The 25,419-nt window shown below is 72.4% G+C and carries 28 protein-coding genes; 16 read left to right on the plus strand and 12 right to left on the minus strand.

From position 1 onward, the window contains the following. The first annotated feature begins 24 nt into the window (after positions 1-24). From HDG69_RS03230 to HDG69_RS03240, 3 genes are read left to right on the plus strand one after another with little or no spacing between them, the layout of a single operon-like run. Entirely contained in the window at positions 25-738 is a 714-nt protein-coding gene (locus HDG69_RS03230) for a YqeB family protein (protein WP_171782322.1), read from the plus strand. Continuing rightward, the gene (locus tag HDG69_RS03235; RefSeq protein ID WP_343036227.1) at positions 716-1,312 is read left to right on the plus strand and encodes a TetR/AcrR family transcriptional regulator; all 597 of its coding nucleotides are present in this window, start codon (positions 716-718) and stop codon (positions 1,310-1,312) included. Before HDG69_RS03230 ends, HDG69_RS03235 begins: the two co-directional genes overlap by 23 nt. A 50-nt stretch (positions 1,313-1,362) precedes the next feature. Continuing rightward, the gene (locus HDG69_RS03240) at positions 1,363-1,803 is read left to right on the plus strand and encodes a hypothetical protein (RefSeq protein ID WP_171782323.1); all 441 of its coding nucleotides are present in this window, start codon (positions 1,363-1,365) and stop codon (positions 1,801-1,803) included. Between the two features lie 70 nt (positions 1,804-1,873). Here HDG69_RS03240 and glpK read toward each other — a convergent pair whose 3' ends face one another. The 3 genes from glpK to HDG69_RS03255 form a co-directional block, all read right to left on the minus strand. Continuing rightward, positions 1,874-3,394, minus strand: coding sequence for a glycerol kinase GlpK (glpK, locus tag HDG69_RS03245; protein WP_171782324.1), 1,521 nt, complete (start codon positions 3,392-3,394; stop codon positions 1,874-1,876). 49 nt (positions 3,395-3,443) lie between these two features. Further along, on the minus strand, positions 3,444-4,178 hold the full coding sequence (locus HDG69_RS03250; RefSeq protein WP_171782325.1) for an MIP/aquaporin family protein: 735 nt from the start codon (positions 4,176-4,178) through the stop codon (positions 3,444-3,446). Between the two features lie 96 nt (positions 4,179-4,274). After that, positions 4,275-6,020, minus strand: coding sequence for a glycerol-3-phosphate dehydrogenase/oxidase (locus tag HDG69_RS03255; protein WP_171782326.1), 1,746 nt, complete (start codon positions 6,018-6,020; stop codon positions 4,275-4,277). Between the two features lie 110 nt (positions 6,021-6,130). Here HDG69_RS03255 and HDG69_RS03260 point away from each other — a divergent pair, with 110 nt between their 5' ends. Both HDG69_RS03260 and HDG69_RS03265 read left to right on the plus strand, forming a co-directional pair. Then, entirely contained in the window at positions 6,131-7,087 is a 957-nt protein-coding gene (locus HDG69_RS03260) for a sugar-binding domain-containing protein (protein WP_171782327.1), read from the plus strand. A 60-nt stretch (positions 7,088-7,147) separates the two neighbouring features. After that, positions 7,148-7,660, plus strand: a complete 513-nt coding sequence (locus tag HDG69_RS03265; protein WP_171782328.1) for an amino-acid N-acetyltransferase — start codon at positions 7,148-7,150, stop codon at positions 7,658-7,660. Positions 7,661-7,663: 3 nt separating this feature from the next. On the opposite strand, the gene HDG69_RS03270 is transcribed toward HDG69_RS03265, so the two are convergent. Next, the gene (locus tag HDG69_RS03270) at positions 7,664-8,542 is read right to left on the minus strand and encodes an HhH-GPD family protein (RefSeq protein WP_171782329.1); all 879 of its coding nucleotides are present in this window, start codon (positions 8,540-8,542) and stop codon (positions 7,664-7,666) included. A gap of 581 nt (positions 8,543-9,123) precedes the next feature. Between HDG69_RS03270 and HDG69_RS03275 the strand changes: the two genes are divergently transcribed. Further along, positions 9,124-9,930, plus strand: coding sequence for a hypothetical protein (locus tag HDG69_RS03275; protein ID WP_171782330.1), 807 nt, complete (start codon positions 9,124-9,126; stop codon positions 9,928-9,930). Between the two features lie 26 nt (positions 9,931-9,956). On the opposite strand, the gene disA is transcribed toward HDG69_RS03275, so the two are convergent. The 3 genes from disA to HDG69_RS03290 are packed head-to-tail and all read right to left on the minus strand — an operon-like array spanning position 9,957 to position 13,397. Beyond that, entirely contained in the window at positions 9,957-11,042 is a 1,086-nt protein-coding gene (gene disA, locus HDG69_RS03280) for a DNA integrity scanning diadenylate cyclase DisA (protein ID WP_171782331.1), read from the minus strand. A gap of 9 nt (positions 11,043-11,051) precedes the next feature. Beyond that, complete coding sequence (gene radA / locus HDG69_RS03285) at positions 11,052-12,494, minus strand: DNA repair protein RadA (RefSeq protein WP_171782332.1); 1,443 nt, start codon at positions 12,492-12,494, stop codon at positions 11,052-11,054. Between the two features lie 60 nt (positions 12,495-12,554). Beyond that, a complete protein-coding gene (locus HDG69_RS03290; protein ID WP_343036228.1) occupies positions 12,555-13,397 on the minus strand; it encodes an SDR family oxidoreductase in 843 nt (280 codons plus the stop codon). A gap of 85 nt (positions 13,398-13,482) precedes the next feature. On the opposite strand from HDG69_RS03290, the gene HDG69_RS03295 reads away from it, so the two are divergent. From HDG69_RS03295 to HDG69_RS03320, 6 genes are all read left to right on the plus strand, one after another. Then, entirely contained in the window at positions 13,483-14,052 is a 570-nt protein-coding gene (locus HDG69_RS03295) for a TetR/AcrR family transcriptional regulator (protein ID WP_171782334.1), read from the plus strand. 148 nt (positions 14,053-14,200) lie between these two features. After that, complete coding sequence (locus HDG69_RS03300; RefSeq protein WP_171782335.1) at positions 14,201-14,866, plus strand: hypothetical protein; 666 nt, start codon at positions 14,201-14,203, stop codon at positions 14,864-14,866. Positions 14,867-14,877: 11 nt separating this feature from the next. Next, positions 14,878-15,705 carry a pyrroline-5-carboxylate reductase gene (gene proC, locus HDG69_RS03305; protein WP_171782336.1) on the plus strand — a complete coding sequence of 276 codons (828 nt, stop codon included), beginning with the start codon at positions 14,878-14,880 and terminating at the stop codon, positions 15,703-15,705. 4 nt (positions 15,706-15,709) lie between these two features. After that, positions 15,710-16,312 (plus strand): TetR/AcrR family transcriptional regulator, encoded by a 603-nt coding sequence (locus HDG69_RS03310; protein WP_171782337.1) that lies wholly within the window; start codon positions 15,710-15,712, stop codon positions 16,310-16,312. Between the two features lie 42 nt (positions 16,313-16,354). Then, positions 16,355-17,101 carry an ABC transporter ATP-binding protein gene (locus HDG69_RS03315; RefSeq protein WP_171782338.1) on the plus strand — a complete coding sequence of 249 codons (747 nt, stop codon included), beginning with the start codon at positions 16,355-16,357 and terminating at the stop codon, positions 17,099-17,101. Beyond that, positions 17,098-17,814 (plus strand): ABC transporter permease, encoded by a 717-nt coding sequence (locus HDG69_RS03320; RefSeq protein WP_171782339.1) that lies wholly within the window; start codon positions 17,098-17,100, stop codon positions 17,812-17,814. The genes HDG69_RS03315 and HDG69_RS03320 overlap by 4 nt, the downstream gene beginning before the upstream one ends. Before the next feature lie 37 nt (positions 17,815-17,851). Here HDG69_RS03320 and HDG69_RS03325 read toward each other — a convergent pair whose 3' ends face one another. Together HDG69_RS03325 and HDG69_RS03330 are read right to left on the minus strand one after the other, a co-directional pair. Then, positions 17,852-18,523 (minus strand): NAD-binding protein, encoded by a 672-nt coding sequence (locus HDG69_RS03325; RefSeq protein WP_171782340.1) that lies wholly within the window; start codon positions 18,521-18,523, stop codon positions 17,852-17,854. 66 nt (positions 18,524-18,589) lie between these two features. Continuing rightward, positions 18,590-20,008: a TrkH family potassium uptake protein gene (locus tag HDG69_RS03330; protein ID WP_171782341.1), complete on the minus strand. Its 1,419-nt coding sequence runs from the start codon at positions 20,006-20,008 to the stop codon at positions 18,590-18,592. A 49-nt stretch (positions 20,009-20,057) separates the two neighbouring features. Between HDG69_RS03330 and HDG69_RS03335 the strand changes: the two genes are divergently transcribed. Both HDG69_RS03335 and HDG69_RS03340 read left to right on the plus strand, forming a co-directional pair. After that, positions 20,058-21,233 (plus strand): acetoin utilization protein AcuC, encoded by a 1,176-nt coding sequence (locus HDG69_RS03335; protein ID WP_171782342.1) that lies wholly within the window; start codon positions 20,058-20,060, stop codon positions 21,231-21,233. Between the two features lie 373 nt (positions 21,234-21,606). After that, positions 21,607-21,705 carry a 30S ribosomal protein bS22 gene (locus HDG69_RS03340; RefSeq protein WP_003792170.1) on the plus strand — a complete coding sequence of 33 codons (99 nt, stop codon included), beginning with the start codon at positions 21,607-21,609 and terminating at the stop codon, positions 21,703-21,705. Positions 21,706-21,839: 134 nt separating this feature from the next. Here the strand turns inward: HDG69_RS03340 and HDG69_RS03345 are convergent, their stop codons facing one another. Continuing rightward, complete coding sequence (locus tag HDG69_RS03345) at positions 21,840-22,655, minus strand: HAD family hydrolase (RefSeq protein WP_171782343.1); 816 nt, start codon at positions 22,653-22,655, stop codon at positions 21,840-21,842. 35 nt (positions 22,656-22,690) lie between these two features. Between HDG69_RS03345 and HDG69_RS03350 the strand changes: the two genes are divergently transcribed. Both HDG69_RS03350 and HDG69_RS03355 read left to right on the plus strand, forming a co-directional pair. Then, entirely contained in the window at positions 22,691-22,975 is a 285-nt protein-coding gene (locus tag HDG69_RS03350) for a glutaredoxin family protein (RefSeq protein ID WP_343036229.1), read from the plus strand. Further along, complete coding sequence (locus HDG69_RS03355; RefSeq protein WP_171782344.1) at positions 22,972-23,655, plus strand: redox-sensing transcriptional repressor Rex; 684 nt, start codon at positions 22,972-22,974, stop codon at positions 23,653-23,655. The genes HDG69_RS03350 and HDG69_RS03355 overlap by 4 nt, the downstream gene beginning before the upstream one ends. A 59-nt stretch (positions 23,656-23,714) precedes the next feature. On the opposite strand, the gene HDG69_RS03360 is transcribed toward HDG69_RS03355, so the two are convergent. Then, the gene (locus HDG69_RS03360) at positions 23,715-24,266 is read right to left on the minus strand and encodes a YceI family protein (protein WP_171782345.1); all 552 of its coding nucleotides are present in this window, start codon (positions 24,264-24,266) and stop codon (positions 23,715-23,717) included. A 115-nt stretch (positions 24,267-24,381) separates the two neighbouring features. After that, positions 24,382-25,374, minus strand: a complete 993-nt coding sequence (locus HDG69_RS03365; protein ID WP_171782346.1) for an ATP-grasp domain-containing protein — start codon at positions 25,372-25,374, stop codon at positions 24,382-24,384. Positions 25,375-25,419: the final 45 nt, after the last annotated feature.

A 25,419-nucleotide genomic window follows, 5' to 3' on the forward strand; every position in this document is an offset into this window, starting at 1 on the left:
AGCGGTTGCTCGGATAATGGTCCGGTGACCCCGACGGAACTGCGCCCCTCCCACGCCGCCGCGGTGGCCCTCGGCGTCGGCACGCTCGTGCTGGGCGTGGTGCTCGGCCTCGTCCTGTCGCCCGTCGCCCGCTGGTTGCAGGACGTGCTCGAGGGCACCCCGCTGCCCGTGCACGGTGCCGTCGGGGTCGTCGCCGACCTGCCTCTGACCTGGTCGCTGCCGATCCTGTCCGGCGCGGGCCTCGTCGGGGGAGTCCTGCTCGCGCTCGTCGCCGAGTCCGAGATGCTGCGCCTCACCGTGGCCGACGACCACCTCGAGCACCGCACCGACGACCGCGAGGGCTGGATCGAACGCAGCGACGTCGCGGCCGTGCACCGTGACGGCAAGGACCTCGTCCTCCTCGGTGACGGCGGGCGACCCCGCGCCCGGATGGCGGCGGACGACCTGAACGGCTCGGCGATCGCGAGCACGCTGCGGGCGCACGGGTGGCCCTGGCTCGACGAGGACCCGTACGACGCCGACTTCGAGCCGTGGATCCACGGCCGGCCCGGGTTCAGCGACGTCGAGCAGAACCTGCTGCGGGACCGGCTCGACCAGCGCAAGGACGCCGCCGCCGTCGTCCGGCTGGACGACGAGCTCGCCGCCTGCGGGCTGGCCGTCCGCGAGCGCGACGGACGGCTCCAGGTCCGGCGCTGCGGTGGAGATGGGGAAGGCCGTGGCACGGCCCGTCGACCTTGAGCGCCACGCGGCCCGGCGTCTGCAGATCATCGACGCGGGGCTGACCGTCTTCTCCGAGCGAGGGTACGACGGCGCCACGACGGCCCGGATCTGTCAGCAGGCCGGGATCGGGTCGGGCACGTTCTTCCACTACTTCGCGACGAAGGCCGACCTGCTGGTGGCGATCCTGGAGCTGGGCACGGACGAGGTCCGCGAACGGGCGGCCGGGCTCGCGGACCGCACGGACCCGGTGGGTGTCCTGCTCGAGCTGGTGGGGTCGACGGCGGAAGATGCCGCCGACCCGAGGATCCCCGGCTTCGTCCGGGCGGTGGCCGGGGTGATGGACGAACCGCGGATCGCCGAGGCGCTCGCCGTCGACGACGCTGCGCAGCGCGACGTCCTGCGGCAGTGGGTGGAGCGCGGCCAGTCGGCCGGTGAGGTCCGCACGGACGTGCCGGCGGAACGGATCGTGTCGTGGCTGCTGCTCCTCACCGGGGGCTTCCTCGAGAGGGTCGCCGTCGACGAACGCTTCGACCCGACGGTGGAGAACGGGCTCCTCGTCGCCACGGCGCGGAACCTCCTGCGCGGTGGGTGAGGTGGGGCGCCCGGCTCTCGACGGGTGCCCTCGCGTGCGACCATCAGACCGTGAGCCAGTCAGAGGCGGCGTCCCCGCACCGACGCGCCAGCCGTGACGAGCTCGTCCGTGTCGTCGGTCGGCTGCTGTGGGTGGGTGCCTGTGCCGGCCTGGGCGTGGGCGCGGCGGTGGGACTGGTGCTGCTCTTCGACACCCCTGACTACGTCCAGCCCGGCCTGCTGCTCGGCGGGCTGCTGGGGGCTGCCGTCGCGGTCCCCGTCCAGGCCGTCACCGGCGTGATCGTCTGGAACCTGCTCGCGTCGGTGCACCCGCGGCGCCGACGGGCGGTCGCCGCGGCCGTCGCGACGCCGACGCTCGCTGCCGCGCTGGTCACCGGCGTCCTGCTGGTGTGGTTGGACGCGCCCTCGAACTGGCTGCTCCCCGCCGTCGCCGTGGTGGTGCTCCTCGTGAGCGGGGCGACGGCGCGGTGGTGCTTGAGCCCGGCGGGGTGACGTCGCGTGCCGGAGGACGTCGGAGGCCGCCGCCCCTGAGGGACAGCGGCCTCCGACGCGGCACCGGGGGTCAGCGGGCCTCGGCGTCGTCGTCCACCCAGTCGAAGGTCTTGGTCACGGCCTTCTTCCACTGCCGGTAGAGGCGCTCGCGCTCCTCCTCCGCGACCGACGGCGTCCAGCGCTTGCCCTCGGCCCAGTTGTCGGTGACGTCCTGCTCGCCCTGCCAGAACCCCACGGCGATGCCCGCGGCGTAGGCGGCGCCCAGCGCCGTCGTCTCGGCGACCTCCGGGCGGACGACGTCGACCCCGAGCTGGTCGGCCTGGAACTGCATGAGCAGCTCGTTGGCGACCATGCCGCCGTCGACCTTCAGCTCGGTGAGCTCCACCCCGGAGTCCGCCCGCATGGCGTCCACGACCTCGCGGGTCTGGAAGGCGGTGGCCTCCAGCGCGGCACGGGCGATGTGGTTGCGGTCCACGTACCGCGTGAGACCGACGAGCGCCCCGCGGGCGTCCGGACGCCAGTACGGGGCGAACAGGCCGGAGAACGCCGGGACGAAGTAGGCCCCGCCGTTGTCGTCGACCTTGCGCGCCATGTACTCGATGTCCGGTGCGTCGGCGAACAGCCCGAGGTTGTCCCGCAACCATTGCACCAGCGACCCGGTGACGGCGATCGAGCCTTCCAGGGCGTAGACGGCGTCGGCGTCGCCGATCTTGTAGCAGACCGTCGTGAGCAGGCCGTTCTCGGACGGGACCTTCTCCGTGCCGGTGTTGAGCAGCATGAAGTTGCCCGTGCCGTAGGTGTTCTTCGCCGTGCCGACCTCGAAGCAGGCCTGCCCGAAGGTCGCGGCCTGCTGGTCACCGAGGATCCCGGCGATCGGCACGCCCGGCACCATGCCGCGCGGACGGCCCCGGCCGTACACCTCGGACGAGGAACGGATCTCGGGCAGCATCGACAGCGGGATCCCCATGTCGGCGGCGATGTCCTCGCGCCAGCTCAGGGTGTCGAGGTCCATGAGCATGGTGCGCGAGGCGTTGGTGACGTCCGTGACGTGCACGCCCCCCTCGGTCCCGCCGGTCATGTTCCACAGCACCCACGTGTCGGTGTTGCCGAACAGGAGGTCGCCGCGCTCGGCGGCCTCGCGGGCGCCGTCGACGTTGTCGAGGATCCACTTGATCTTCGGCCCCGAGAAGTAGGTGGCCAGCGGCAGACCGACGACCGACTTGTACTTGTCGGCCCCCTCGTCGCCCCCGAGCTCGTCGACGATCGCCTGTGTGCGGGTGTCCTGCCACACGATGGCGTTGTAGACGGGCTTGCCGGTGTTCTTGTCCCAGACGACGGCGGTCTCGCGCTGGTTGGTGATGCCGACGGCGGCGAGATCCTCGTGCGAGATGTTGCCGCGGGTCAGCGCCAGGCCGACGACCTCACGGACGTTGTTCCAGATCTGCTCGGCGTTGTGCTCGACCCAGCCGGCCTTGGGGAAGATCTGGTCGTGCTCGAGCTGGCCCGTCGCGACGCTGCGACCCGAGTGGTCGAAGACGATGGCACGCGAGCTCGTGGTGCCCTGGTCGATGGCGAGGACGTAGTCGGCCATGCTGTGCTCCTTTGCTTGAGGGTGTTTCGATGCGATGGAAGGGCGCGGGTCAGCCGAAGGCGACCGCGGGGGCGAGCAGACCGGCGAGGATCCCACCGGTGACGGGGCCCGCGACGGGCACCCAGGAGTACGCCCAGTCGCTGGATCCCTTGCCCTTGATGGGCAGCAGGGCGTGCGCGATGCGCGGTCCGAGGTCACGGGCCGGGTTGATGGCGTAGCCGGTGGGGCCACCGAGGCTGGCACCGATGCCGACCACGAGCAGGGCGACGGCCAGCGGTCCGATGTCGCCGGGCCAGTTGCCGAAGTTCAGCACCACGAACACCAGGACGAAGGTGCCGATGACCTCGGTGACGAAGTTCCATCCGTAGGAGCGGATCTCCGGACCGGTCGAGAACACGGCGAGCTTGGTGGCGGGGGGCGCCTCCTCGTCGAAGTGCTTCTTGTACGCCAGGAACGCGAGCGTCGCGCCGATGGCGGCTCCCGCGATCTGTGCCGAGACGTAGATGAACCCGTTCAGGGCGGTGACCGGGATGCCGGGACCGAACTCGGAGGCGCCGCTCGCCCAGATCCCGAACGTGACGGCCGGGTTGATGTGTGCCCCGGACTTGAACGCCACGAACACACCGGCGAAGACGGCGAGGCCCCAGCCGAAGTTGATCAGCAGCCAGCCACCGTTGAACCCTTTCGACTTCGGCAGGATGACGTTGGCGACGACGCCGGCACCACCCAGCAGCAGGATCATCGTGCCCAGGAACTCGGTGATGAAGAGCTCACCTGACGACATTGTCGTACTCACCTTCTGTCGGACTTCGTTGTCGGATCCCCGGCGGGTGCCGGGGTCGTGCAGGGACGAACCAGTCGTGAGGGCCCGCAGAACCGGTCAGGAGCTGCGCAGCGGTTGCATCGGGGCGACGTCGGGCGCCTCTGCCCGCGCCCGCTCGGCGGACGCGTCGTCGGTCTGCCGCGCCGCGGCATCCTCGGCGTCGGCGCGGGACCGGTAGGCGTCGATCTCGGAGCGCTTCGTGTCCTCGTCCCAGCCGAGCAGCGGCGCGGCGATCTCGGCGATCTCCTCCAGCGCGGCGCGGCCCTTGTCGGGCACCTCGTAGACCAGCCGGGTGCGTCGCAGGAGCAGGTCCTCCAGGTGCAGCGCGCCCTCGTGGCTGACGGCGTAGTGGATCTCCGCGCGCAGGTACGCCGGGGCGTGCTCGAGCGGTCGGGCGAGCGAGGGGTCCTCCTCGCAGAGGGTGACGAGCTCGCGCAGCGCGGAGCCGTAGCGGTGCAGCAGGTGGTCGAGCATCGCCGGGCTCCACCGGTAGCGCTGCGACCAGGCGCGGGCCTGACGGCGGACGGCGGCCAGGCCGACGGCGCCGATCAGCGGGATCTGGTGCGTCACAGACGGCAGGGCTTGCGCGCGCTGTCCGATCGCGAAGTCCACGGCGTCCTTGGCCATCACGCGATAGGTCGTGAGCTTGCCGCCGGCGATGACGGTGAGACCGGGGGCGGGGGAGGCGACGGTGTGCTCGCGGGACACCTTGGCCGAGCCGGTGCCCTCCTTCGTCCCGGGCTGCAGCAGCGGACGCAGGCCGGCGTAGGTGCCGATGATGTCGTCGCGGGTCAGGGGGTGCGCCAGGACGGCGTTGGCGTGGTCGAGGACGTAGTCGATGTCGGTGGCGGTGGCCACGGGGTGGACGGGCTCCTGCTCCCACGGGGTGTCCGTGGTGCCGATGATCCAGTAGCGCGACCAGGGGATGATGAACAGCACCGACTTCTCGGTCTGCAGGATCAGTCCGACGGTGCCCTTGATGCGCTCCCGGGGGACGACGATGTGGATCCCCTTCGACGCCAGCACCCGCAGCCCGCCCTCGTCGCCGGCGAGCGCCTCGGTGTCCTCGGTCCACACGCCGGTCGCGTTGATGACGTGCCGGGCGCGGACGCTGATCTCGCGTCCGGTCTCCAGGTCGACCACGACGGCGCCGTTGACGGCGCCCGTCGCGCTCTTGGTCAGGGCGACCACCTGGGTGCGGGACGCGGCGTGGGCGCCGTAGTCGACGGCGGTGCGCACGAGGGTGCTGACCAGCCGGGAGTCGTCCACCGAGGCGTCCCAGTACTGGACGGCGCCGATGGCGGCCTCGTGGGCCAGGTCGGGGAACTTGCGCGCGATCTGCCGCCGGCTGAGGTGGCGGTGGATGGGCATGGCACGGCGGCCCGGCGCGACGGCGGCCAGGGTGTCGTACAGCGCGATGCCGGCGCCGACGTACGCCCGCTCCCAGACGCGGTGCTCGAGCGGGTACAGGAACGGCACGGGCTTGACCAGGTGCGGGGCGAGCTCCTTGAGCAGCAGGTCACGCTCGGTCAGGGCCTCGTGCACGAGGGAGAAGTCGAGCATCTGCAGGTAGCGCAGCCCGCCGTGGACGAGCTTGCTGGACCAGCTGGACGTGCCGGCGGACCAGTCCTGGGCCTCGACGATCGCGGTGGACAGGCCGCGGGTGACCGCGTCGAGGGCGATGCCGGCGCCGGTGACACCACCGCCGACGACCAGCACGTCGAGCTCGGTGGCGGGTTCCTGCGAGCTCTCCAGGGCTGCCAGTGCCCTGGAGCGTGACTCTGCCGTGAGTCGGGAGGCCATCGGTCGTGCTCCTCTCGGTCGGTTCCCCACCAGGGCAACACCTCGGGAACGTTCTCGCAAGCCAGGTGCACGAACGTGCAATCCGCGGCTTCGCGGGGCATCCTGGGGCGGTGACAACCTCCCGGGAACGCGACGTCGTGATGGCCGCGACCATGTACTACCTGCAGGACATGAAGATGGAGTCGATCGCGCGCCACCTGCGCACCTCGCGCTCCACGGTCTCGCGGCTGCTCAAGCGCGCGCGGGACACCGGCGTCGTGGAGATCACCCTGCGCCCGGCGCACTCCCGTGCGCCGGGGCTCGGCCGGGAGCTCGCCTCGCGGTACGGCATCGAGGTGTACGTCGTCCCGGTGGCAGACTCCGCCGACGACACCGAACGGCTCGGCCAGGTCGCCCGCACCGCCGCGCGACTCGTCTCGCGCTGGTTCGACTCGGACATGGTGCTCGGCGTCGCCTGGGGGACCACCCTGGCGGCGGTGGCCGAGCACCTGACCCACAAGGCGACCCGCGGTTCGGTGGTGGTCCAGCTCAACGGGGCGGCCAACACCCGGACGTCCGGGGTGAGCTACGCGGGCGGACTGATCGACCAGATCGGAGCCGCTTTCGAGGCGAACGTGCACCATTTCCCCGTCCCGGCCTTCTTCGACTACGCCGAGACCCGCGCCGCGATGTGGCGCGAGCGGTCGGTGCGCCGGGTGCTGGACGTCCAGGCGCGCACCGACCTCGCGGTCTTCTCGGTCGGGGCGCTCACCGGGGTGCCCTCGCACGTGTACTCGGCCGGGTACCTCGACCCCGAGGACGTCGCCACGCTGGACCGCGCCGGCGTGGCCGGTGACGTCTGCACGGTGTTCCTGCGACCCGACGGCTCCTACCGGGACATCGACATCAACGCCCGTGCGACGGGGCCGACGCCCGACCAGCTCCGGCGCATCCCGCGACGGCTGTGCGCCGTCGCCGGCGACAACAAGATCGTCCCGCTGCGCGCGGCGCTCGCCGCCGGGGTGGTCACGGACCTCGTGGTCGACGAGGCCACGGCCGCGGGCCTCGCCGACGCGGCGGGAGACTGAACGTTCGTGCGCGCGGCGGGGTTCCTGCCCGGCCCGACGTCGCGGTCCTACAGTGGCGGGGTGCGCCCCGCGAGCTTCGTCGTCCGTCAGGCCCTCCCCGCCGACATCCGTGTCGTGCGGGACCTGGTCGAGCCGTACGCCGCCGAACGGATCCTGCTCGCCAAGGAGATGGTCGGCTACTACGAGGCCGTCCAGGAGTTCGCGGTCGCCGACGCCGGACCCGACCACGGTGTCATCGGCTGCGGTGCGCTGCACGTGATGTGGGAGGACGTCGCCGAGATCCGCACGCTCGCCGTCGATCGCTCCTGGACGGGCCACGGCGTCGGTCACGCCCTGGTCACCGAGCTCATCGGCCGGGCGCGCGGCATGGGCCTGCGCCGCCTGTTCTGCCTGACGTTCGAGGTCGACTTCTTCGCGGCGCACGGCTTCGAGGAGATCGACGGCACCCCGGTCACGCACGAGGTCTACGCCGAGCTGCTGCGCTCCCACGACGACGGCGTCGCGGAGTTCCTCGACCTCGCCCGCGTCAAGCCCAACACCCTCGGCAACACCCGGATGCTGCTCGAGCTGTGAGGCTCACGCCGGCAGCAGGTAGCGCCCCGCGTCGTCGGTCTCCGCCAGGCCGTCCTCGACCAGCCCGGCGAGGCACCGGTCGAGCTGGTCCGGCGGACCGGCGTCGGCGAGCAGCGCCCGGTGCACGGGGGACTCGGCTCCCCGCAGCGCCGCCATGACGCGACCCCGCACCTGCCGGTCCGTGCCCTCCCAGGCCTGGGTCCGCCGTCGGGCGGCGTGCTCGTCCGCCGGGAACCCCGCGAGCCGCCACGCGCAGGTCGTCCGCAGCGGACAGTCGTCGCAGTGCGGCACCCGCGCGGTGCAGACCAGGGCCCCGAGCTCCATCGAGGCGGCCGCCCACCGGGCGGCCGTGGCGTCGTCGTCGGGCACGAGGGACGCCGCGAGGCGGCGCTCGGCCGCCGTGTACGACGGTGCGGGCAGCGCGACGCCGGTCACGGCGCGGGCCTGCACGCGGCGGACGTTCGTGTCGACGACGACGGCGCGGCGCCCGAACGCGAACGCCCGCACCGCGGCGGCCGTGTACTCCCCGACGCCGGGCAGCGCCCGCAGCGCGTCCTCGTCCCGGGGCACCTCGCCGTCGTGCCGCTCGACGACGGCCCGGGCGCAGTCGGCAAGCCGCAGCGCGCGGCGGGGGTAGCCGAGGCGCCCCCAGGCGCGCAGGACGTCGGCGGTGGGTGCTGCCGCCAGGTCGGCGGGCGTGGGCCAGCGCCGCATCCACTCCCGCCACACCGGCTCGACCCGCACCACGGGGGTCTGCTGGAGCATCACCTCGCTCACCAGCACACCCCAGGGCGTCCTGTCCGCGGCACGCCAGGGCAGGTCCCGGGCGGCGTCGCCGAACCATGCGGTCACCCGCTCGACCAGTTCTTGCACGAGCGCCATTGTGCCTGGTCCGAGCCCCGGGTGATCCCGGCGGTGCAGCGGCGCGGCTTCGTGGTCGAGCGCTCGTGACGACGTAGCGTCTGCCGCAGGACGAAGTGTCAGGAGGCGGGGGCGCAGTGGCGACAGCGAAGGACCGGGGTCGAGGCGACTCCTCGGGCGGACGGCGGGCGACGCGGTCCGCGCGGGCGTCGTCGGGCGGTCCGCGCACGTCCTCCCGGTCCTCGTCGTCGCGGACGACGGCGGCGCGCGGCGCCAGCGGTGCTGCCGGCAAGAAGTCGGCACCCCGTGCTCCGACGGCGAAGAGCAGCGGTGCGGCGAAGGGTTCGAGCACGAGGAAGCCGGCGGCGAAGGGCTCGACGGCGAGGAAGCCTGCCGCGAAGAAGCCCGCTCCGAAGAAGCCCGGCGCCGCACCGAAGAAGCCTGCTGCGAGGAGTGGCGGCCAGCGGGCGGCGGCCACGCGGCCTGCCGCGAAGACGGGCGCTTCCGGCAGGTCCGGTTCCACGAAGCGTGCCTCGGCCCCGCGGTCCGGGCGTGCCCCGTCGTCGACCGGCCGCCAGGGCGGCGGGTCGCGAGCGCGCGCGGTGACGACCAACGGCCTGGTCGCCCCCGGCGCGACGCCACGTCCGCGACCCAAGCCGTCGTCCCGCAGCACACCCCAGCGCCGACCGAAGAGGCCCACGGCACAGCAGCTGCGCCGTCGTCGAGCCGTCCGCAACGGCATGCTCGTCGTGCTGCTCAGCGTCGGGCTGCTGGTCGGCCTGGGAACGGCTGCGGGCTACGGCATCGGCCGAGCCGTCGACGTCGTCCGCGACGTGTGGCCCGAGGCAGGTCCGGACCTGACCTCCGACAAGGCGCTCCCCCCGGAGCCGATCGACCTGACCGGCCCCGCCGAGGCGTGCACGGCCGGCGCCGTCGCGCTGGACCTGACCGCCGGCGCGACCACCCTGGTCAAGGGCGAGGTGCTGCCCTTCACCCTGCGCGTCACCAACGAGGGGCGCGTGCCGTGCCTGCTGGACGGTCGAGGCACCAGCATGCAGGTCGTGGTGACCGACGACGAGGGGGAGCGGGTGTGGTCCTCCGCCGACTGCGGTGCCGGGGGCGGGAGCGACCTGCTGCTGGGCGCCCGGAACACCCTGGACACCTGGGACACCACGGTCCGCTGGAGCGGGGCGTCCTCGAAGCCCGGGTGCGAGGGCGAGCGAGCGCGCGTCCCCGCGGGGGAGTACACGGCCACGATGACCCTGGCGGACGTCCCCGACGCCGTCGGTGACCCGGTGACGGTGACCGTGGTGGAGCCTCCGGCGAAGGAGTCCGCCGAGGATGACGAGAAGCCTGCCGACGAGAAGTCGGGCGATGACGAGGAGCCGGCCGGCGAGTCGTCGGACTGAGTCCGCCTCCTCGCCGTACGGCCGAGCTACACGTAGCGCTCGAGGATGCTGGACTCCGCGAGCCGGGACAGCCCCTCGCGCACCGCACGGGCGCGCTGGTCCCCGACGCCGTCGACACCCATGAGGTCCTCGGCGCTGGCGGCGAGGAGCTTCTGCAGCCCGCCGAAGTGGGCGACCAGGCGGTCGATGATCGAGGTGGGCAGGCGCGGCACCTTGGACAGCAGCCGGTACCCGTGCGGGGCGACCGCGGCGTCGAGGGCGACGCCGCCACCGGGCAGGTCGAGGACACGTCCGATCTGGGACAGGTCCAGGAGCTGGGCCGAGTCCAGTGCGGCGAGGTCGGCGTGGACCTCCTTGATGCTGCGGCCCGACCGGTCCACGTCCACGTAGTCACGCACGACGAAGTCGCGGTCGGCGCCGATGCCGCCGATCAGCTCGTCGAGCTGCAGGGCGAGGAGCCGGCCGTCGGTGCCGAGCTCGACCACGTAGCCGTCGATCTCGTCGGAGATCCGGCGGACCATCTCGAGGCGCTGGACCACCGCGCAGACGTCCCGGATGGTCACCAGGTCCTCGATCTCGAGCGCCGACAGCGTGCCGGAGACCTCGTCCAGGCGCGAGCGGTACCGCTCGAGGGTGGCGAGAGCCTGGTTGGCGCGGCCGAGGATGGTGTCCGAGTCCTCCAGGACGTGGCGCATGCCGCCGATGTAGATGGCCACGATCCGCATGGACTGGCTCACCGAGACGATCGGCAGGCCGGTCTGCTTCGCGACCCGCTCGGCGGTGCGGTGGCGGGTGCCGGACTCGCTCGTCTCGATCGTGGGGTCCGGCAGGAGCTGGACGGCCGCACGCCGGATGCGGGTGTAGTCCCGGTCGAGCACGACGGCGCCGTCCATCTTGGACAGCTCGCGCAGCCGGGTGGCGGAGAACTCGACGTCGAGCACGAACCCGCCGGAACAGATCTCCTCGACCGTCTTGTCCAGCCCCAGCACGATCAGCGCCCCGGTGCGGCCGCGCAGGATGCGTTCGAGGCCGTCGCGCAGCTCGGTCCCCGGCGCTACCGCGGCAAGGGTCTCTCGCAGCAGGGCGTCGGGGTGCGCGTTGGAGGGAGCCACCTGCGTATTCTACGACGGACTGCCCTGTCGGCCACGGGTTGTCCGACTGGTGTCGTCCTGTGCTGCGAGCTCCACGGCCTCGGCGATGTGCCGGGCCTCGGCCAGCCTGAGACCGGCGGGAGCCTTGACCGAGGTTCCGGCGGGGACGACGGCCCGGCTGAACCCCAGCCGAGCAGCCTCGGTGAGCCGTCGCTCGAGGCCGGTCACCGGGCGGATGTCGCCGGCGAGACCGACCTCGCCGACCGCGACGGTGCCGGAAGGCAAGGCGTCCCCCGTGCGGGCCGAGACGATCGCCAGCGCGGTGGCGAGGTCCGCGGCGGGCTCGGTGACCCGGGCCCCGCCGATCGTCGAGGCGTAGACGTCGGAGTCGGCCAGCCGCAGGCCCGCGTGCCGGTGCAGCACCGCGAGGATCATCGCGAGCCGCTGGGACTCGACGCCGCTGGTCGCCCGGCGAGGATTCGCCAGCGGTGACGGCGCCACCAGCGACTGGATCTCCAGGGCGAGCGGGCGGCGACCTTCCAGGGTCACGGTGACGCAGGTCCCCGGCACGCCGGCACCCAGGTGGGACAGGAACAGCCCGCTCGGGTCGCTGAGCCCGACGATGCCGGACTCCGACAGGTCGAAGCAGCCGACCTCGTCCGTGGGACCGAACCGGTTCTTGACGGCGCGGACCATGCGCAGCCGGGAGTGACGGTCACCCTCGAACTGGCACACCACGTCCACCAGGTGCTCCAGGGTCCGTGGACCCGCCACCGTGCCGTCCTTGGTGACGTGCCCGACCAGGAGCACCGGCACCTGGCGTGCCTTGGCGGCCGCGATGAGCGCACCGGCCACCTCGCGCACCTGGCTGACCCCGCCCGGAGCGCCGTCGACCTCCGCCGAGGCGATGGTCTGCACCGAGTCCACGACCAGCAGCGCGGGGTCGGCGGCCTCCAGGTGCCCGAGCACGGTGGCGAGGTCCGTCTCCGCCGCGAGCAGCAGGGTGTCCGCGAGGGCCCCGATGCGCTCGGCCCGCAGCCGGACCTGTCCGGCGGACTCCTCGCCCGTCACGTACAGCACCGGACGCGCCACGCCGTCCGCCCCGCGGGCCGCGTTCGAGGCGACCGAGAGCAGCAGCGTCGACTTGCCGACGCCTGGTTCCCCGGCGAGCAGCACGACGGCGCCGGGGACCAGCCCGCCACCGAGCACCCGATCCAGCTCCTCCACCCCCGTCGGGGTCGCCCGGGCCGCGTCGACGTCGATCTCCGCGATGGGCCGGGCGGCCGAGCGCACCGGGTTCACCGCCGTCGTGCGTGGTCCCGCCGAGGCCGGACCCTCCTCCGCCACGGTGCCCCACTCCTGGCACTCCCCGCACCGGCCGACCCACTTCGCGGTGGTCCACCCGCACTCGGTGCAGCGGAACGCCGGGCGGGAGGACTTGGCGCGCGAGCGCGCGGAGGTCGTGGTGCTCACGGTCGCCACGCTATGTCCCGGCACCGACACCGGTCGCCGTCCTGCCTGGCGTCCTGCGGATCACGCTGTGGCGGCCGCGGTGTCCATGGTCTGGCTACGCAGCGTTCGGGTGATCATGCGGTCGAGCGTGCGGTCGGAGACGAACCGGATGAGCCGGGACAGGAGCGCAGCCTCCCGGCCGATCGTGTAGCGGGTCCGCGGTCGCGCCGCGGTGATCGCGGTCATGACGGTGCGGGCGGCCTCATCGGCGGTGATGCCCGTGCGATCCAGGGCGGCGGCGTAGCCGAGGAACGCACTCATCGTCTCGCCGTAGAGATCGCGCTGCCGCGGGGTCATGCGCTCGAGCTGTCCCTCGGCCGCCGAGGTGCCCCGCGATCCCATCTCGGTACGCATGCCCCCGGGCTCCACGATCACGACCTGCACCCCGTGGGGTGCGAGCTCCTGCCGCAAGGAGTCACTGATCGCCTCGAGGGCGAACTTGCTGCCGGAGTAGGCGCCGAAGGCCGGCATCGCGACCTTGCCGCCGATCGAGGTGATGTTCACGACCCGCCCGCTGCTGCGGTGCAGCGCCGGGAGGAGGGCCTGCGTCAGGGCGACGGCGCCGAACACGTTCACGTCGAACACCGCCCGCCAGTCCTCCAGGGGCAAGGTCTCCACCGGCGCGTTCGCAGCGAGCCCTGCGTTGTTGACCACGGCCCGCAGCGGCTTGCCGGAGGCGTCGATCCGCGCAGCGAGCCGAGCGATGTCTTCCGCGTGCGTGACGTCGAGGTTCACCGGCTCGGCTCCTGCCTGCCGGAGGCGTTCGCCGTCCTGCTCGCGTCGGACTCCGGCCAGCACGTGGAACCCCCGCTCTGCGAGCGTGCGCGTGGTCGCGGCACCGAGACCGGTGGATGCGCCGCTCACGACGACCGTGCCTGATGTTTCATGTGACAGTGTCATGTCAAACAGGTTAGGCGACTGATGTGACGCTGTCAAATAGACTGTCCGCATGGCAACCAGAGCTGAGACAGCCGCCGCGACCAGACGCGCACTGCTTGACGCCGCGGGGAGTCTGCTCGATTCGGGAGGGCCGGACGCCGTCACGCTCCGAGCAGTAGGTGCGGCCGCCGGGGTCTCCCGAGGAGCGCCCTACGGCCACTTCTCGACCAAGGACGAGCTGCTCACCGCGGTGGCGGCCGAACAATGGGCACTCACCGCGGAGCGACTCGCTGCGCTTCGTGCCGACGAGCGCCTCGCACCCGGAGCGCGCTTGGAGCAGGCGCTGACCGGTTGGCTGCAGCTTGCCCGGAGCCGCCCGCACCTGTACGTCTTCATGTTCGCCCCACCGTCCCCGAACCCGGATGCGCTCATCGCCGCCGCGAACGAGGCGCAGGACGAGTTCCTCGCCCTGGTCTCCGACTCGACGCAGACCGACGATCCCCTCCGGGTCGCCGCACTCCTGCTGGCGACCACCCATGGGGTCGCGGGCCTGGAGCAAGCCGGCCAGCTCGGCACGACGAAGTGGGGAATGACCGGCGCCGAGCTCCTCGGACTGGCCATCGGCCGGCTTGCCTCCTGACTGGCGTGGTGTCGGCGTCGCTCCTCGGCCCCCGACCGGACCGGCGTGCTCTGGGCCCGGTTCCGGTCATCGCTCTGCGCGAGGCCGTAGGCTGCTGCGCGACACCCTCGTCGGCGGCGCCGCGCGGGGGGAGAGCAGGAGGACGTCGATGGTCGACCAGAGGCCCGGGTACATGTCCCCGGGATTCCGGACCCCGGGGGACAAGGTGCACCAGAGGAAGTCTCGGGCCGCCACGGTCCGCCGCCGCAAGATCGGGGTCGTCGTGGCGCTGGTCGTGATCGCCGCCGTGGCCGTCGTGACAGCCTTCGTCTGGCCGGGCTTCGCGCGCCAGGGCGCCGACCCGCAGCCCGACGTCACGGTGACGGCAGCGCCGCCCACCCCGACCGCGGAGCCCGTGGACCTGCCCGGCGACGCGACGGCGTTCCTGTCCGCCATGCCGGGCTCGGTGCTGCAGCTCGTCCGTCTCGAGCCGGCCGAGGACACCGAGCTGGTGGAGGACGCCGACGCCGTCGAGGCCTGGGCGGTCACCTACGGCGACGGGTCCACCGGTGGAGAGCAGGTGGAGCTCCGCGCCGGGCAGTGGGCGGACGCGGACGCCGCCGAGCAGGTGCACTCCGCGCTCCTCGCGGCAGCGGGCGACACCTCCGCCGACGGCGACGTGCTGGTCGACGGCGAGGTCGTCGGCACCTACGCCCTGACGACGGGCAGCCCGGCGGGGACCTCCGTCGTCACCTGGCGCAACGGCACCGCTGTCTTCGAGGTGCGTGGCCCCGACCGGCTGGTCCAGGACTTCTACCAGGCCTTCCCGCTGTGACAGGAGAACCGATGAGCACGCAGATCGCCGGCACCCGGGTGGCCTTCCTCGGGACCGGGAACATGGCCGAGGCCGTCCTGGCCGGAGCGCTCCGGTCCGGCGTCGCGCCGTCCGACGTCGTGGCCACGGTGCGCCGGCCCGAGCGCGGTGCCGAGCTGGCCGAGCGGTACGGCGTCGCCACGACCGTGGACAACGCGGAGGCCGTCGTCGGCGCGCGCGTCGTCGTCGTGGGCGTCAAGCCGAAGGACGTCGGTGCGATGCTCGACTCCGTGGCGGGCTCGCTGGAGCCGGACGCCCTCGTGGTGAGCGTGGCCGTCGGGCTGCCGCTGTCGCTCTACGCCCGCCACCTGCCCGAGGGGCAGGCGGTGGTGCGGACCATGCCGAACACCCCCGCCCAGGTGGGGGCCGGGGTGACGGCTGTCGTCGCCGGACCGACCGCGAGCGAGGAGCACGTCACCCTCGTCGAGGCGCTGCTCGCCGGGACCGGCGAGACCGTCCGGATCACCGAGAAGGAGATCGACGCGTTCGGGGCCCTCGCCGGCTCGGGCCCCGCCTACGTCTTCTACGTCGTCGACGCGATGGCCGAGGCGGGGGTCCTCCTGGGCCTGACGCGCGACGTCGCCCGGCGGCTCGCCGTGCAGACCGTGCTGGGTGCGGGAACGCTCCTCGCGGAGACCGGGGAGCACCCGGTGGTCCTGCGCGAGAAGGTCTCCTCGCCCGGCGGGACCACGATCCAGGCGCTCAAGCGTCTGGACGACGGCGGCGTGCGGGCAGCGTTCCTCGCCGCGCTCGAGGCGGCACGGGACCGCTCGCGCGAGCTCGCGACCGAGCTCGGCTGACGCGGTGGGGGACACCGGTGCCGCCCGGCGCGGCCGGCGCCCCGCAGGGCAGGACACCCGCGCGGTGGTGCTGGACGCAGCACGGGCGGAGTTCCTCGAGCGCGGCTACGACGCCGCGTCGGTGCGCGGGATCGCACGCCGCGCGGGCGTGGACCCCGGGACGGTCCGGCACTGGTACGCCGACAAGCGCGAGCTGCTGACGGCGATGCTGGGCATCGCGCCCCTCGACCCCGCCGCGATGGTGCAGGGAGTGCTGCCTGGTGCCGTCGAGGGGATGGGTGAGCGGCTCGTGCGCGGTGTGCTCGGGCTCTGGGACGACGACTCGGGAGCGACGGTGCGCCTCGTCATGCCGGCGGTGATGGCGGACCCGGACCTGCGCGGCCTGCTGCCGGGCTTCCTGGGCGCGGAGGTCCTGGGCCCGGTCGTCGCGCGGCTGGGTGTGCCCGACGCGCGCCGCCGGGCCTCCCTGGTCGCCTCGCAGGTCGCCGGGCTGCTCATGACCCGGTACCTGGTACCGGTCGAGCCCTTGGCGTCGATGCCGGTCGAGGAGGTCGCCCGGCTCGTGGGACCGAACGTCCAGCGCTACCTGACCGAGGGCCTGGACTAGGACCTCTTGCACGGCGGCTCCCGCAGGAGCACAATTCCTCACATGGAGAAAAACAGGAGCCCCGCCGTCCGCGCCCGGGGACTGGGTGTCGAACGGGGCGGCCACCGGGTGATCGACGGTCTCGACGTCGACGTGCCCGCCGGCCGGGTCGTCGGCCTGCTCGGGCCGTCCGGCTCCGGCAAGACGACCCTCCTGCGGGCCGTCGTCGGCGTCCAGGACCACGTCAGCGGTGAGCTGACCGTCCTGGGCGAGCCCGCCGGCAGTACCGTCCTCCGACGGCGGGTCGGCTACGTCACGCAGGCGGCCTCCGTCTACACCGACCTCACCGTGGCCCAGAACCTGCGCTACTTCGCCCGTCTGGCCGGGCTGCCGCCGTCGGCCACCGGGGCCGGGGTCGCCCGCGCCGTCGCCACCGTCGATCTCGGTGGCCACGAGCACCAGACGGTCGGGACCCTCTCCGGCGGCGAGCGGTCGCGCGTCTCGCTCGCAGCGGCGCTCGTCGGCGACCCGGAGCTGCTCGTGCTCGACGAACCGACCGTCGGCCTGGACCCCGTCCTCCGCCGTGACCTGTGGACCACCTTCCGTGCGCTCGCCGCCGAGGGACGCACCCTGCTCGTGTCCAGCCACGTGATGGACGAGGCCACGCAGTGCGACCGCCTGCTGCTCCTGCGTGACGGCGATCTCGTCGCCGACACCACCCCGGACGAGCTGCTCGTCACCACCGGGGCACCGGACGCCGAACGCGCGTTCCTCGCGCTCATCGACCGCACCACCCAGGAGTCCCGATGATGCTCACCACCACGGGACGGGTCCTCGCCCAGCTGCGTGGCGACCACCGCACCGTCGCCCTGATCCTCGCCCTGCCCTGCCTGCTGCTCGGCCTCATCGCCTGGATGTTCGAGGGCACGCCGGTGCTCGACCAGTTCGGGCCCCTGCTGGTCGGGATCTTCCCCCTCGTCGTCATGTTCCTCGTCACCAGCGTCGCGACGTTGCGCGAGCGCCAGTCGGGAACGCTCGAACGACTCATGACCACGCCGGTCCGCAAGGGCGACCTCGTCGGTGGTTACGCGCTCGCGTTCGGCGTGCTCGCGCTGCTGCAGGCGTTCGTGGTGGTCGGGTTCGCGGTCCTGATCGGCATGGACGTCGCCGGCCCGCTCTGGCTCGTGATCCTCGTCGCCCTGCTCAACGCGGTGCTGGGGTCGTGCCTCGGTCTCGCCGCCTCGGCGCTCGCCCGCACCGAGTTCCAGGCCGTGCAGACGATGCCGGCCGTGATCTTCCCGCAGCTCATCGTCTGCGGGCTCCTCATGCCCCGCGACCAGATGCCGCAGGTGCTCGAGTGGATCTCCCGCGCGTTCCCGCTCACCTACGCCGTGGACGCCATGCAGCAGCTCGCCGCGGGTGGCGGGTGGAGCGACGTGGCGGGTGCGATCGGCGTGACCGTCGCCTTCATCGCGGCCGCGATCGCCCTCGGCGTCGTCACCCTGCGGCGACGGACGCCCTGAGGTTCGGTGCCCGACGGCGTGACCCCGGCCCGAGCGGTCACGGCCTGGCCGAGAACCGCTCCAGCAGGTCCGCGTGGCCCGAGCACACCAGCAGGTCGTTCGCGCTGACCCGCGTCTCCGGCGTCGCGTAGGCGAAGTCGATCCCGGGGGACTTCACCCCGATGACCGTGACGCCGTACTTCTTGCGGACGTCCGACTGCGCCAGCGTGAAGCCCTGCATCTCACGGGGTGGCCGCATCTTGACGATCGTGAACCCGTCCTCGACCTCGATGTAGTCGAGCATCTTGCCGCTGACCAGGTGCGCGACGCGGGACCCGGCGTCGGACTCCGGGAAGACGACGTGGTGCGCGCCGATGCGGGTCAGGATGCGCCCGTGCTCCGCCGAGATCGCCTTGGCCCAGATCTGCGGCGTCCCCAGGTCGACGAGGTTGCCCGTGATGAGCACCGACGCCTCGAGCTCGGTGCCCACACCGACCACCACGACGCCGAAGTCCCGTGCGCCGAGCTGCTCGAGGGCCTCGGGGTTGGACGCGTCCGCCTCGACCACGGGCAGCCGGCCGGACCACTGGGCGACGAGGCGGTCGTCGTTCTCCACGGCGAGCACGTCCTGGCCGAGCCGGTCGAGCGTCGTCGCGATGGACGATCCGAACCGGCCCAGCCCGATGACGAGCACCCCGGCGTCACGCTCGGAAGCCTTCTTGTCTGCCACGTGCGGGTCGTCCTCTCGCAGGGTTCTGTCGGGTGAGCCTCCGGTCTGCCTCGCTGCACCTCCGTCTCACCCGATCACGGGGCGCTCCTCGGGGAAGCGTACGACGCGCCGCCGGTCCCGCAGCGCGATGGCACCGAGCACGGAGATCGTGCCCACGCGTCCCAGGTACATCAGGGCGCACAGCACGTACTTGCCGCCGTCGGGCAGGTCTGCGGTGATCCCGGTCGACAGGCCCACCGTGGCGAACGCCGAGATCACCTCGAACAGGACCTCGGCGAGCGAGAACTCGGTGATGCTCAGCAGGGCGATGCAGGAGGCCAGCACCATGGTCGCGCCGATGAACACGACCGCGATGGACAGTCGCAGCGTGTCCCGCGGGATGCGGCGGCCGAAGACGTCGATGTCCCGGTCGCCGCGGGCCTCGGCCAGGATCGCCAGCAGCATGACCGCCAGCGTGGTGACCTTGATGCCGCCCGCCGTCGAGGCGGAGCCCCCGCCCACGAACATCAGGGCGTCCATGACGAGCCAGGACTCCGGGTTCATCGCACCGGTGTCCACGGTGCTGAAGCCTCCCGAGCGCGGCATGATCGAGGCGAACGACGCCGACAGCAGCTTGGTCGCCACGTCCTGGTCTCCGAACGTGCGGGGGTTCGCCCACTCCATCGCGCCGATGATCAGGAACCCCGCCCCGAACAGCGCGACGCTGGTGGTCACCGTGAGCTTGGTGTGCAGCGACAGGTGGCGGTACCAGCGCCGGCCGAACCGGCGTGCCTGGAGGAGGTTCGCCATCACGGGGAAGCCCAGGGCGCCGACGAACACGCCGAGGCCGATGGGGACGACCACGAGCCAGTCGGACGTGTAGGGCATCAGCCCTTCGGCCGTGGGGACGAAGCCGGCGTTGTTGAAGGCCGAGATCCCGTAGAAGACGGCGTGCCACAGGGCGGAGCCGAAGCTCTCGCCCAGCGCGAGGAAGCGGGGCAGCAGGATCGCTGCGACCGCCGCCTCGATGGTCACGGACACCACGATGATGAGCCGGATGAGGTAGCCGACCTCGCCGAGGCTGCTGGTGCGGACCTTGGCCTCGGAGGCGGTGAGCAGCTTCTGCGTGAGGCCGATGCGCCGCGAGACGGCCATGCCCAGCAGGGAGGCGAGCGTCATCACGCCCAGCCCGCCGATCTTGATGCCGGCCAGGATCACGGCACGCCCGTACTCGGACCAGTAGGTGCCCGTGTCCACCACCACGAGCCCGGTGACGCACACGGCGGACACCGCGGTGAACAGCGCGTCCACGAACCGTGCCCCGGTGCCGGAAGCCGTGGCCCAGGGCGGCAGGAGCAGGAGCGTGAAGATGGCGATCACGGCGCCGAAGACGGTCATCGCGAGGCGTGCCGGGTACTCCCGAGCGGTGCGGTCCACCCACTCCCTCAGCGTCGCACCGCGATCCCGCCACCTTGTCGCCACCGACCGGTTCCTCCGTCGTCTCATCCGCCAGGCGTCTGGCCCAGCCTGCCACGGGTTCGGCTACCGTGGCGGGATGTCCGTCGCCCGGCTGCTGTGGAGTCCTGAGCTCCTGACCTACGACTTCGGCGCCGGGCACCCGATGGCGCCGGCCCGACTCGACCTCACGATGCGGCTGGTCGAGGCGTTCGGCCTCCCGGACTCCCCGTCGCTGGAGATCGCGTCGATCCCGGCGAGCCGGGACGACCTCGTGACCTCGGTCCACGACGCGGGGTACGTCGCCGCGGTCCAGCGTGCTGCCCGCACGGGGGAGCCGGACCTGGAGAGAGGCCTCGGGACCGAGGACAACCCGATCTTCCCCGTGATGCACGAGTCGGCCTCCCGGCTCGTCACCGCCTCGGCGTCGCTGGCCGAGGCGGTGTGGGCGGGCGAGATCCAGCACGGTGTCAACGTCGCCGGTGGGATGCACCACGCCCGTCGTGCCGCCGCGTCCGGGTTCTGCCTGTACAACGACGCCGCGGCGACCGTGCAGCGCTTCCTGGACCTCGGGGCGCAGCGCGTGGCGTACGTGGACCTCGACGCGCACCACGGTGACGGCGTGGAGTCGATCTTCTGGGACGACCCGCGGGTGGTCACGTTCTCGGTGCACCAGGACGGCCGGACCCTCTACCCGGGCACGGGCAGCCCCGCGGACACCGGCGGGCCAGGAGCGGAGTGCTCGGCCGTGAACCTCGCCCTGCCGCCTCGTACGGACTCGGCGCGCTGGCTGCGCGCCGTCGACGCCGTGCTGCCGATCGTCCTGCGGGAGTTCCGACCCGACGCGATCGTCTCGCAGCACGGGACCGACGCGCACGGCAACGATCCCCTCGCGGACCTGAACGTCGGGATCGACGCCCAGCTGGAGGCAGCGTCGTGGGTGCACTCCCTCGCGCTCGAGCTGTGCGAGGGCCGGTGGGTCGCGCTCGGTGGAGGAGGCTACGCCGTCGTCGACGTGGTGCCGCTGGTCTGGTCCGCGCTGGTGGCCGAGGCCGCCCACGTCCCGATCGCGCCGGGGACCCCGCTGCCTCAGGAGTGGCGGGTCGCCGCCGAGGAGATGTCCGGGCTGGAACCCGCGAAGAGGCTCGGCCGCGGCGCCGTGGCGTGGCGTCCCTGGAGTGAGGGCTACGACCCGTCCGACGCCGTGGACCGCGCCGTCCTGGCGACCCGGCGGCACGTGTTCCCCGGTCTGGGCCTGGACCCCTTCCTCGACTGAACCGAAGGTGCAGCGCAGGGTGCGGGCCGAGGAACGAGGCGCTCGCCCGCAGCGGAACCGCAGGTTCGGCCGACGTCGGTTCGACTGAACCGAAGGTGCAGCGCAGGGTGCGGGCCGAGGAACGAGGCGCTCGCCCGCAGCGGAACCGCAGGTTCGGTCGACGTCGGTTCGACTGAACCGCAGGTTCGGTCGACGTCGGTTCGGCCGAGTGACCGGCCAGTTCGGGGCACGGCCCCGGGTCGGGTATTCTGGGGGACGGACTTTTTCGCGTTGGTCGGCAGTGCTTGGTCCCGGGGTTCGTTCACGCGAGCACGGGGCACAGGATCGTCGGGACCAACCGGCCTCCACCACCGATCAGCATTGTGAGGACCTCATGGGCTCCGTCATCAAGAAGCGTCGTAAGCGCATGGCAAAGAAGAAGCACCGCAAGCTGCTTCGCAAGACGCGTCACCAGCGCCGCAACAAGAAGTGACGCAGCGCCCGCCGACGGCGGGCCGCGCGCACCGAGCCCGGACCTCGTCCAGAGGTGCCGGGCTCTTTGCGTTCCCGGGACGAGGCGTGCCCACGGGAGGAGGCGTTCCCGGGCTCGTGGCGACGGCCGTCGCGTCAGTGGCCGCCGAGCCGCCGGCGGACGCTGCGCTGTGCTGCGCGCAGCACGAGACCGACGACCCACGCCGCCCCGGCCCAGGAGGCCGTCCGCACCCCGCGCCCCGCGGCTCGCTGCCCGCGTCCACGGAACTCCCGGATGGGCCAGCCGACCTCCTTGGCGTGCCGGCGCAGCCGGACGTCCGGGTTGATGGGGCAGGGATGGCCGACCGAACGCATCATCGGCAGGTCGTTCAGGGAGTCTCCGTAGGCGTAGGAGGCCTGGAGGTCGAGCCCCTCGCGCTCGGCGAGCTCGCGGACCGCCGCGGCCTTGGCCTCGCCGTGCATGAGGTCGCCGACCAGGGCGCCCGTGTAGTAGCCGTCGGAGTGCTCGGCGATCGTGCCGAGGCACCCGGTCGCCCCGAGGCGTCGGGCGATGAGTCCGCCGATCTCCACGGGGGTGGCCGTCACCAGCCAGACCTGGTCGCCCGCCGCGAGGTGCTCGTCGAGCAGCCTCTTGGTGCCGGGGAAGATCCGCAGCTCCAGGACGGTGTCGTACACCTCCTCGCCGACCGCCGTGACCTCGGCGACGGACCGGCCGGCGATGAGCGACAGGGCGCGCGTGCGCACGGTCTCGATCTGGGAGCGCGACTCGCCGAAGACCAGGTACTTGGCCTGGATCCAGGCGAAGCGCAGCAGGTCGGTGGTCCCGAAGAACCTGCGCTGGTACAGCGCCCGGGCCAGGTGGAAGGAGCTCGCGCCCCGGATGATGGTGTTGTCGACGTCGAAGAAGGCTGCTGCCGTCGGGCGGACCGTGGGCGCAGCGTGAGACGACATGCGGCCCACTGTAGTAGCGCCGATACGCTGTGCTCGTGAGCAGGCCCTCGACCCGACCCGACGCGTCCCGCGTGGTCGTGTACAGCAGAGCCGACTGCCACCTGTGCGACGAGGCGCGGGCGGTGGTCGCCGCGGTGTGCGCCGAGGCGGGGGAGACCTGGCAGGAGATCGACATCGACGCCGAGCCCTCCCTGGTGGAGCGCTACGGCGAGTACGTGCCCGTCGTCGAGGTGGACGGCGTGCAGCAGGGGTTCTGGCGGGTCGACGCGGCGCGGTTGGCGCGGCGTCTCGCCCGGCCCCCGGGAGGGAAGCACAAGTGATCGAGATCGGTGAGGTGACGGTGCCCGCGGCGACGGTGGCGCGGCTGCCGTACTACCTGCGCGCCCTGCGCGACCTGATGCGCGAGGGGGTCGAGACGACGTCGTCCTCGGACCTCGCGGAGCGGTCCGGGGTGGGGTCCGCGCAGCTGCGCAAGGACCTGTCGTACCTGGGGTCCTTCGGGACGCGGGGCGTGGGGTACGACGTCGAGTCGTTGTCGTCGTACATCGCGACGGCCCTGGGGCTCGGCTCGGAGCACCGGCTGGCCATCGTCGGGGTCGGCAACCTGGGGCACGCGCTGGCGAACTACTCGGGCTATGCGGCCCGGGGCTTCCAGGTCGTGGCGCTGCTCGACGCGGACCCCGCGGTGGTCGGGGGTCGGGCCGCGGGGATCGAGGTCGAGCACGTCGACGGGCTCGAGCAGATCATCGTCGAGCGGCACGTGTCGATGGTCGTGCTGGCGACGCCGGGGCCGCCGGCGCAGGAGATCGCGGAGCGGGTCGTGACGGCGGGGGTGCGAGAGATCCTGTCTTTCGCACCCGTGGCGCTGCACCTGCCCGACGACGTCGTCGTCCGCAGCGTGGACGTCGCGGGGGAGCTGCAGATCCTCGCGTTCCACGCGGCGGCGCGGCACGCGAACGGTGTCGCCTCGGCGGGGGCAGACGGCGTCCCCGCCAGGTAGCGCTCGGCCCCGCGAGGTAGTGCTACCTCACGGGGCCGAGCGCGCTGCCTCGCGCGGGGTCAGTTCTGGGAGATCGCGGAGACGTCGAGCGCGATCTTCACCTTGTCGCCGACGAGGAACCCGCCGGTCTCGAGGGCTGCGTTCCAGGTCAGGCCGAACTCCTGGCGGGAGATCTCGACCTCGGCCTCGAACCCGGCGCGGTCGTTGCCGAAGGGGTCCTTGGCGGTGCCCGCGAACTCGGTGGGGAGGTCGACGGTCTTGGTCACGCCGTTGATGGTGAGGTCGCCGGAGATCACGTAGGCGTCGCCGTCCACGGAGATGTTCTTCGAGGTGAAGGACCAGACCGGCTTCTCCTCGGCGTGCCAGAAGTCCGCGCTCTTGAGGTGGCCGTCGCGGTTCTCGTCACCGGTGTTGACCGACGCGGCGTCGAGCTCGGCCCGCACCGCGGTCGACTCGAGGTCCTCACCGACGGTGATCGTGCCGGCGGCGATGTCGATCGTGCCCCGGACCTTGGAGATGCCCGCGTGGCGGACGACGAAGGACGCGGTGGAGTGGGAGGCGTCGATCGTGTAGGTGCCGGAGGTCAGACCGGTGGGCAGCGGCGTAGCCATGGAGATGCTCCTTCTGGTGGATGTCGTGTGCAGTGCGAACCCCACGAGGCGGGTCCATCGAAATGCATCAACCGGGAGCGGTCCACGGCTATTCCCGGTCTCCGGTCGGGGCCGTTCAGGCGTCGGGGTAGCTCTCCCGCAGGAGCCTCCCCAGGAAGCGTGCGATCTCCCGTGGCCCGCTGGCGGGCGCCGTGCTCTCGACGCCCGCGTTGTAGTTGGTGTTGGTGTTGACGTCGTAGGTCAGCACGCGTCCGTCGGCGGTGCGGATGTTCTCCACGCCGGCGATCTCGACGCCGTGGTCCCGGGTGAACCGCAGGTATCGCTCCACCACCGGGTCGTCGTAGCCGGCGCGCAGCGAGAACAGGCTCGTCGCGTCGTCGGGCGCCATCTGGACGGTCGCACCCGGGGGCATGACGGGCCGGCCCGTCGTCGGGTCGATCTCGCAGGCGTCCGCCGGGCAGAGCTGGAAGCCGCCCCGCTCGGTGTCCCCGCGCACGGCGTAGATCATCTCGCCACCGACGATCTCCACGCGCGTGATCCCGCCGTCGGCCGCCGTGACGTACTCCTGGACCAGCGTGATGCCGTCCACCGGCTCGGCGTAGTCTGCGGAGGCGACGTGGTCGGCCAGGTCGTCCACCGCCTCGAACCGCAGCACGCCCAGGCCCTTGCCGCCCTGGTTGTGCTTCGTGACGAAGGGGCCCGGCACGGCGTCGGTGAAGCGGCGTGCCGCCTCGACCACGCGGTCGCGCCCGACGGCCGCCACCGTCCTCGGCACGTCGATGCCGGCGGCCCGCAGCGCGGTGAGCTGGTCGACCTTGCTCATCTCCAGCTCGAGCACCCGCCGACCGTTGACGGTGCGGCGTCCGTGCGCCTCCAGCCAGGACAGCACGGCCCGGGAGTAGTCCTTGGTGAGGGCGTGGTCGCGGGTGTGGGACGACGCCGAGATGCGCGACCAGAAGATCCCCTCGGGCGGAGCCTCGTCCAGGTCGAGCGTGCCGTCGAGAAGCTGCCACTCCACCCAGGGCAGACCCTCGGCGTCGAGGGCGTCGGCGAACACCGTGAACCACTCGGGATTCTCGTGCAGCGCATAGATCATCGGGCGGTCCATGGCTCCACGATAGGCACCGGGAAGGTCGTCCCGATCGCGTCGGGT

This window comes from Isoptericola halotolerans, from assembly GCF_013149785.1.
In the GTDB taxonomy this organism is placed as follows: Bacteria; Actinomycetota; Actinomycetes; order Actinomycetales; family Cellulomonadaceae; genus Isoptericola; species Isoptericola halotolerans.

Excerpts from the sequence above, each read along its gene's own strand:
- HDG69_RS03315 (WP_171782338.1), top strand. The coding sequence starts at position 16,355 with ATGGAGAAAAACAGGAGCCCCGCCGTCCGCGCCCGGGGACTGGGTGTC.
- HDG69_RS03360 (WP_171782345.1), bottom strand. The coding sequence starts at position 24,266 with ATGGCTACGCCGCTGCCCACCGGTCTGACCTCCGGCACCTACACGATC.
- HDG69_RS03295 (WP_171782334.1), top strand. The coding sequence starts at position 13,483 with ATGGCAACCAGAGCTGAGACAGCCGCCGCGACCAGACGCGCACTGCTT.
- HDG69_RS03365 (WP_171782346.1), bottom strand. The coding sequence starts at position 25,374 with ATGGACCGCCCGATGATCTATGCGCTGCACGAGAATCCCGAGTGGTTC.
- HDG69_RS03250 (WP_171782325.1), bottom strand. The coding sequence starts at position 4,178 with ATGTCGTCAGGTGAGCTCTTCATCACCGAGTTCCTGGGCACGATGATC.
- HDG69_RS03335 (WP_171782342.1), top strand. The coding sequence starts at position 20,058 with ATGTCCGTCGCCCGGCTGCTGTGGAGTCCTGAGCTCCTGACCTACGAC.
- HDG69_RS03300 (WP_171782335.1), top strand. The coding sequence starts at position 14,201 with ATGGTCGACCAGAGGCCCGGGTACATGTCCCCGGGATTCCGGACCCCG.
- HDG69_RS03270 (WP_171782329.1), bottom strand. The coding sequence starts at position 8,542 with ATGGCGCTCGTGCAAGAACTGGTCGAGCGGGTGACCGCATGGTTCGGC.
- proC (WP_171782336.1), top strand. The coding sequence starts at position 14,878 with ATGAGCACGCAGATCGCCGGCACCCGGGTGGCCTTCCTCGGGACCGGG.
- HDG69_RS03340 (WP_003792170.1), top strand. The coding sequence starts at position 21,607 with ATGGGCTCCGTCATCAAGAAGCGTCGTAAGCGCATGGCAAAGAAGAAG.
- HDG69_RS03255 (WP_171782326.1), bottom strand. The coding sequence starts at position 6,020 with ATGGCCTCCCGACTCACGGCAGAGTCACGCTCCAGGGCACTGGCAGCC.
- glpK (WP_171782324.1), bottom strand. The coding sequence starts at position 3,394 with ATGGCCGACTACGTCCTCGCCATCGACCAGGGCACCACGAGCTCGCGT.
- HDG69_RS03330 (WP_171782341.1), bottom strand. The coding sequence starts at position 20,008 with ATGAGACGACGGAGGAACCGGTCGGTGGCGACAAGGTGGCGGGATCGC.
- HDG69_RS03345 (WP_171782343.1), bottom strand. The coding sequence starts at position 22,655 with ATGTCGTCTCACGCTGCGCCCACGGTCCGCCCGACGGCAGCAGCCTTC.
- HDG69_RS03320 (WP_171782339.1), top strand. The coding sequence starts at position 17,098 with ATGATGCTCACCACCACGGGACGGGTCCTCGCCCAGCTGCGTGGCGAC.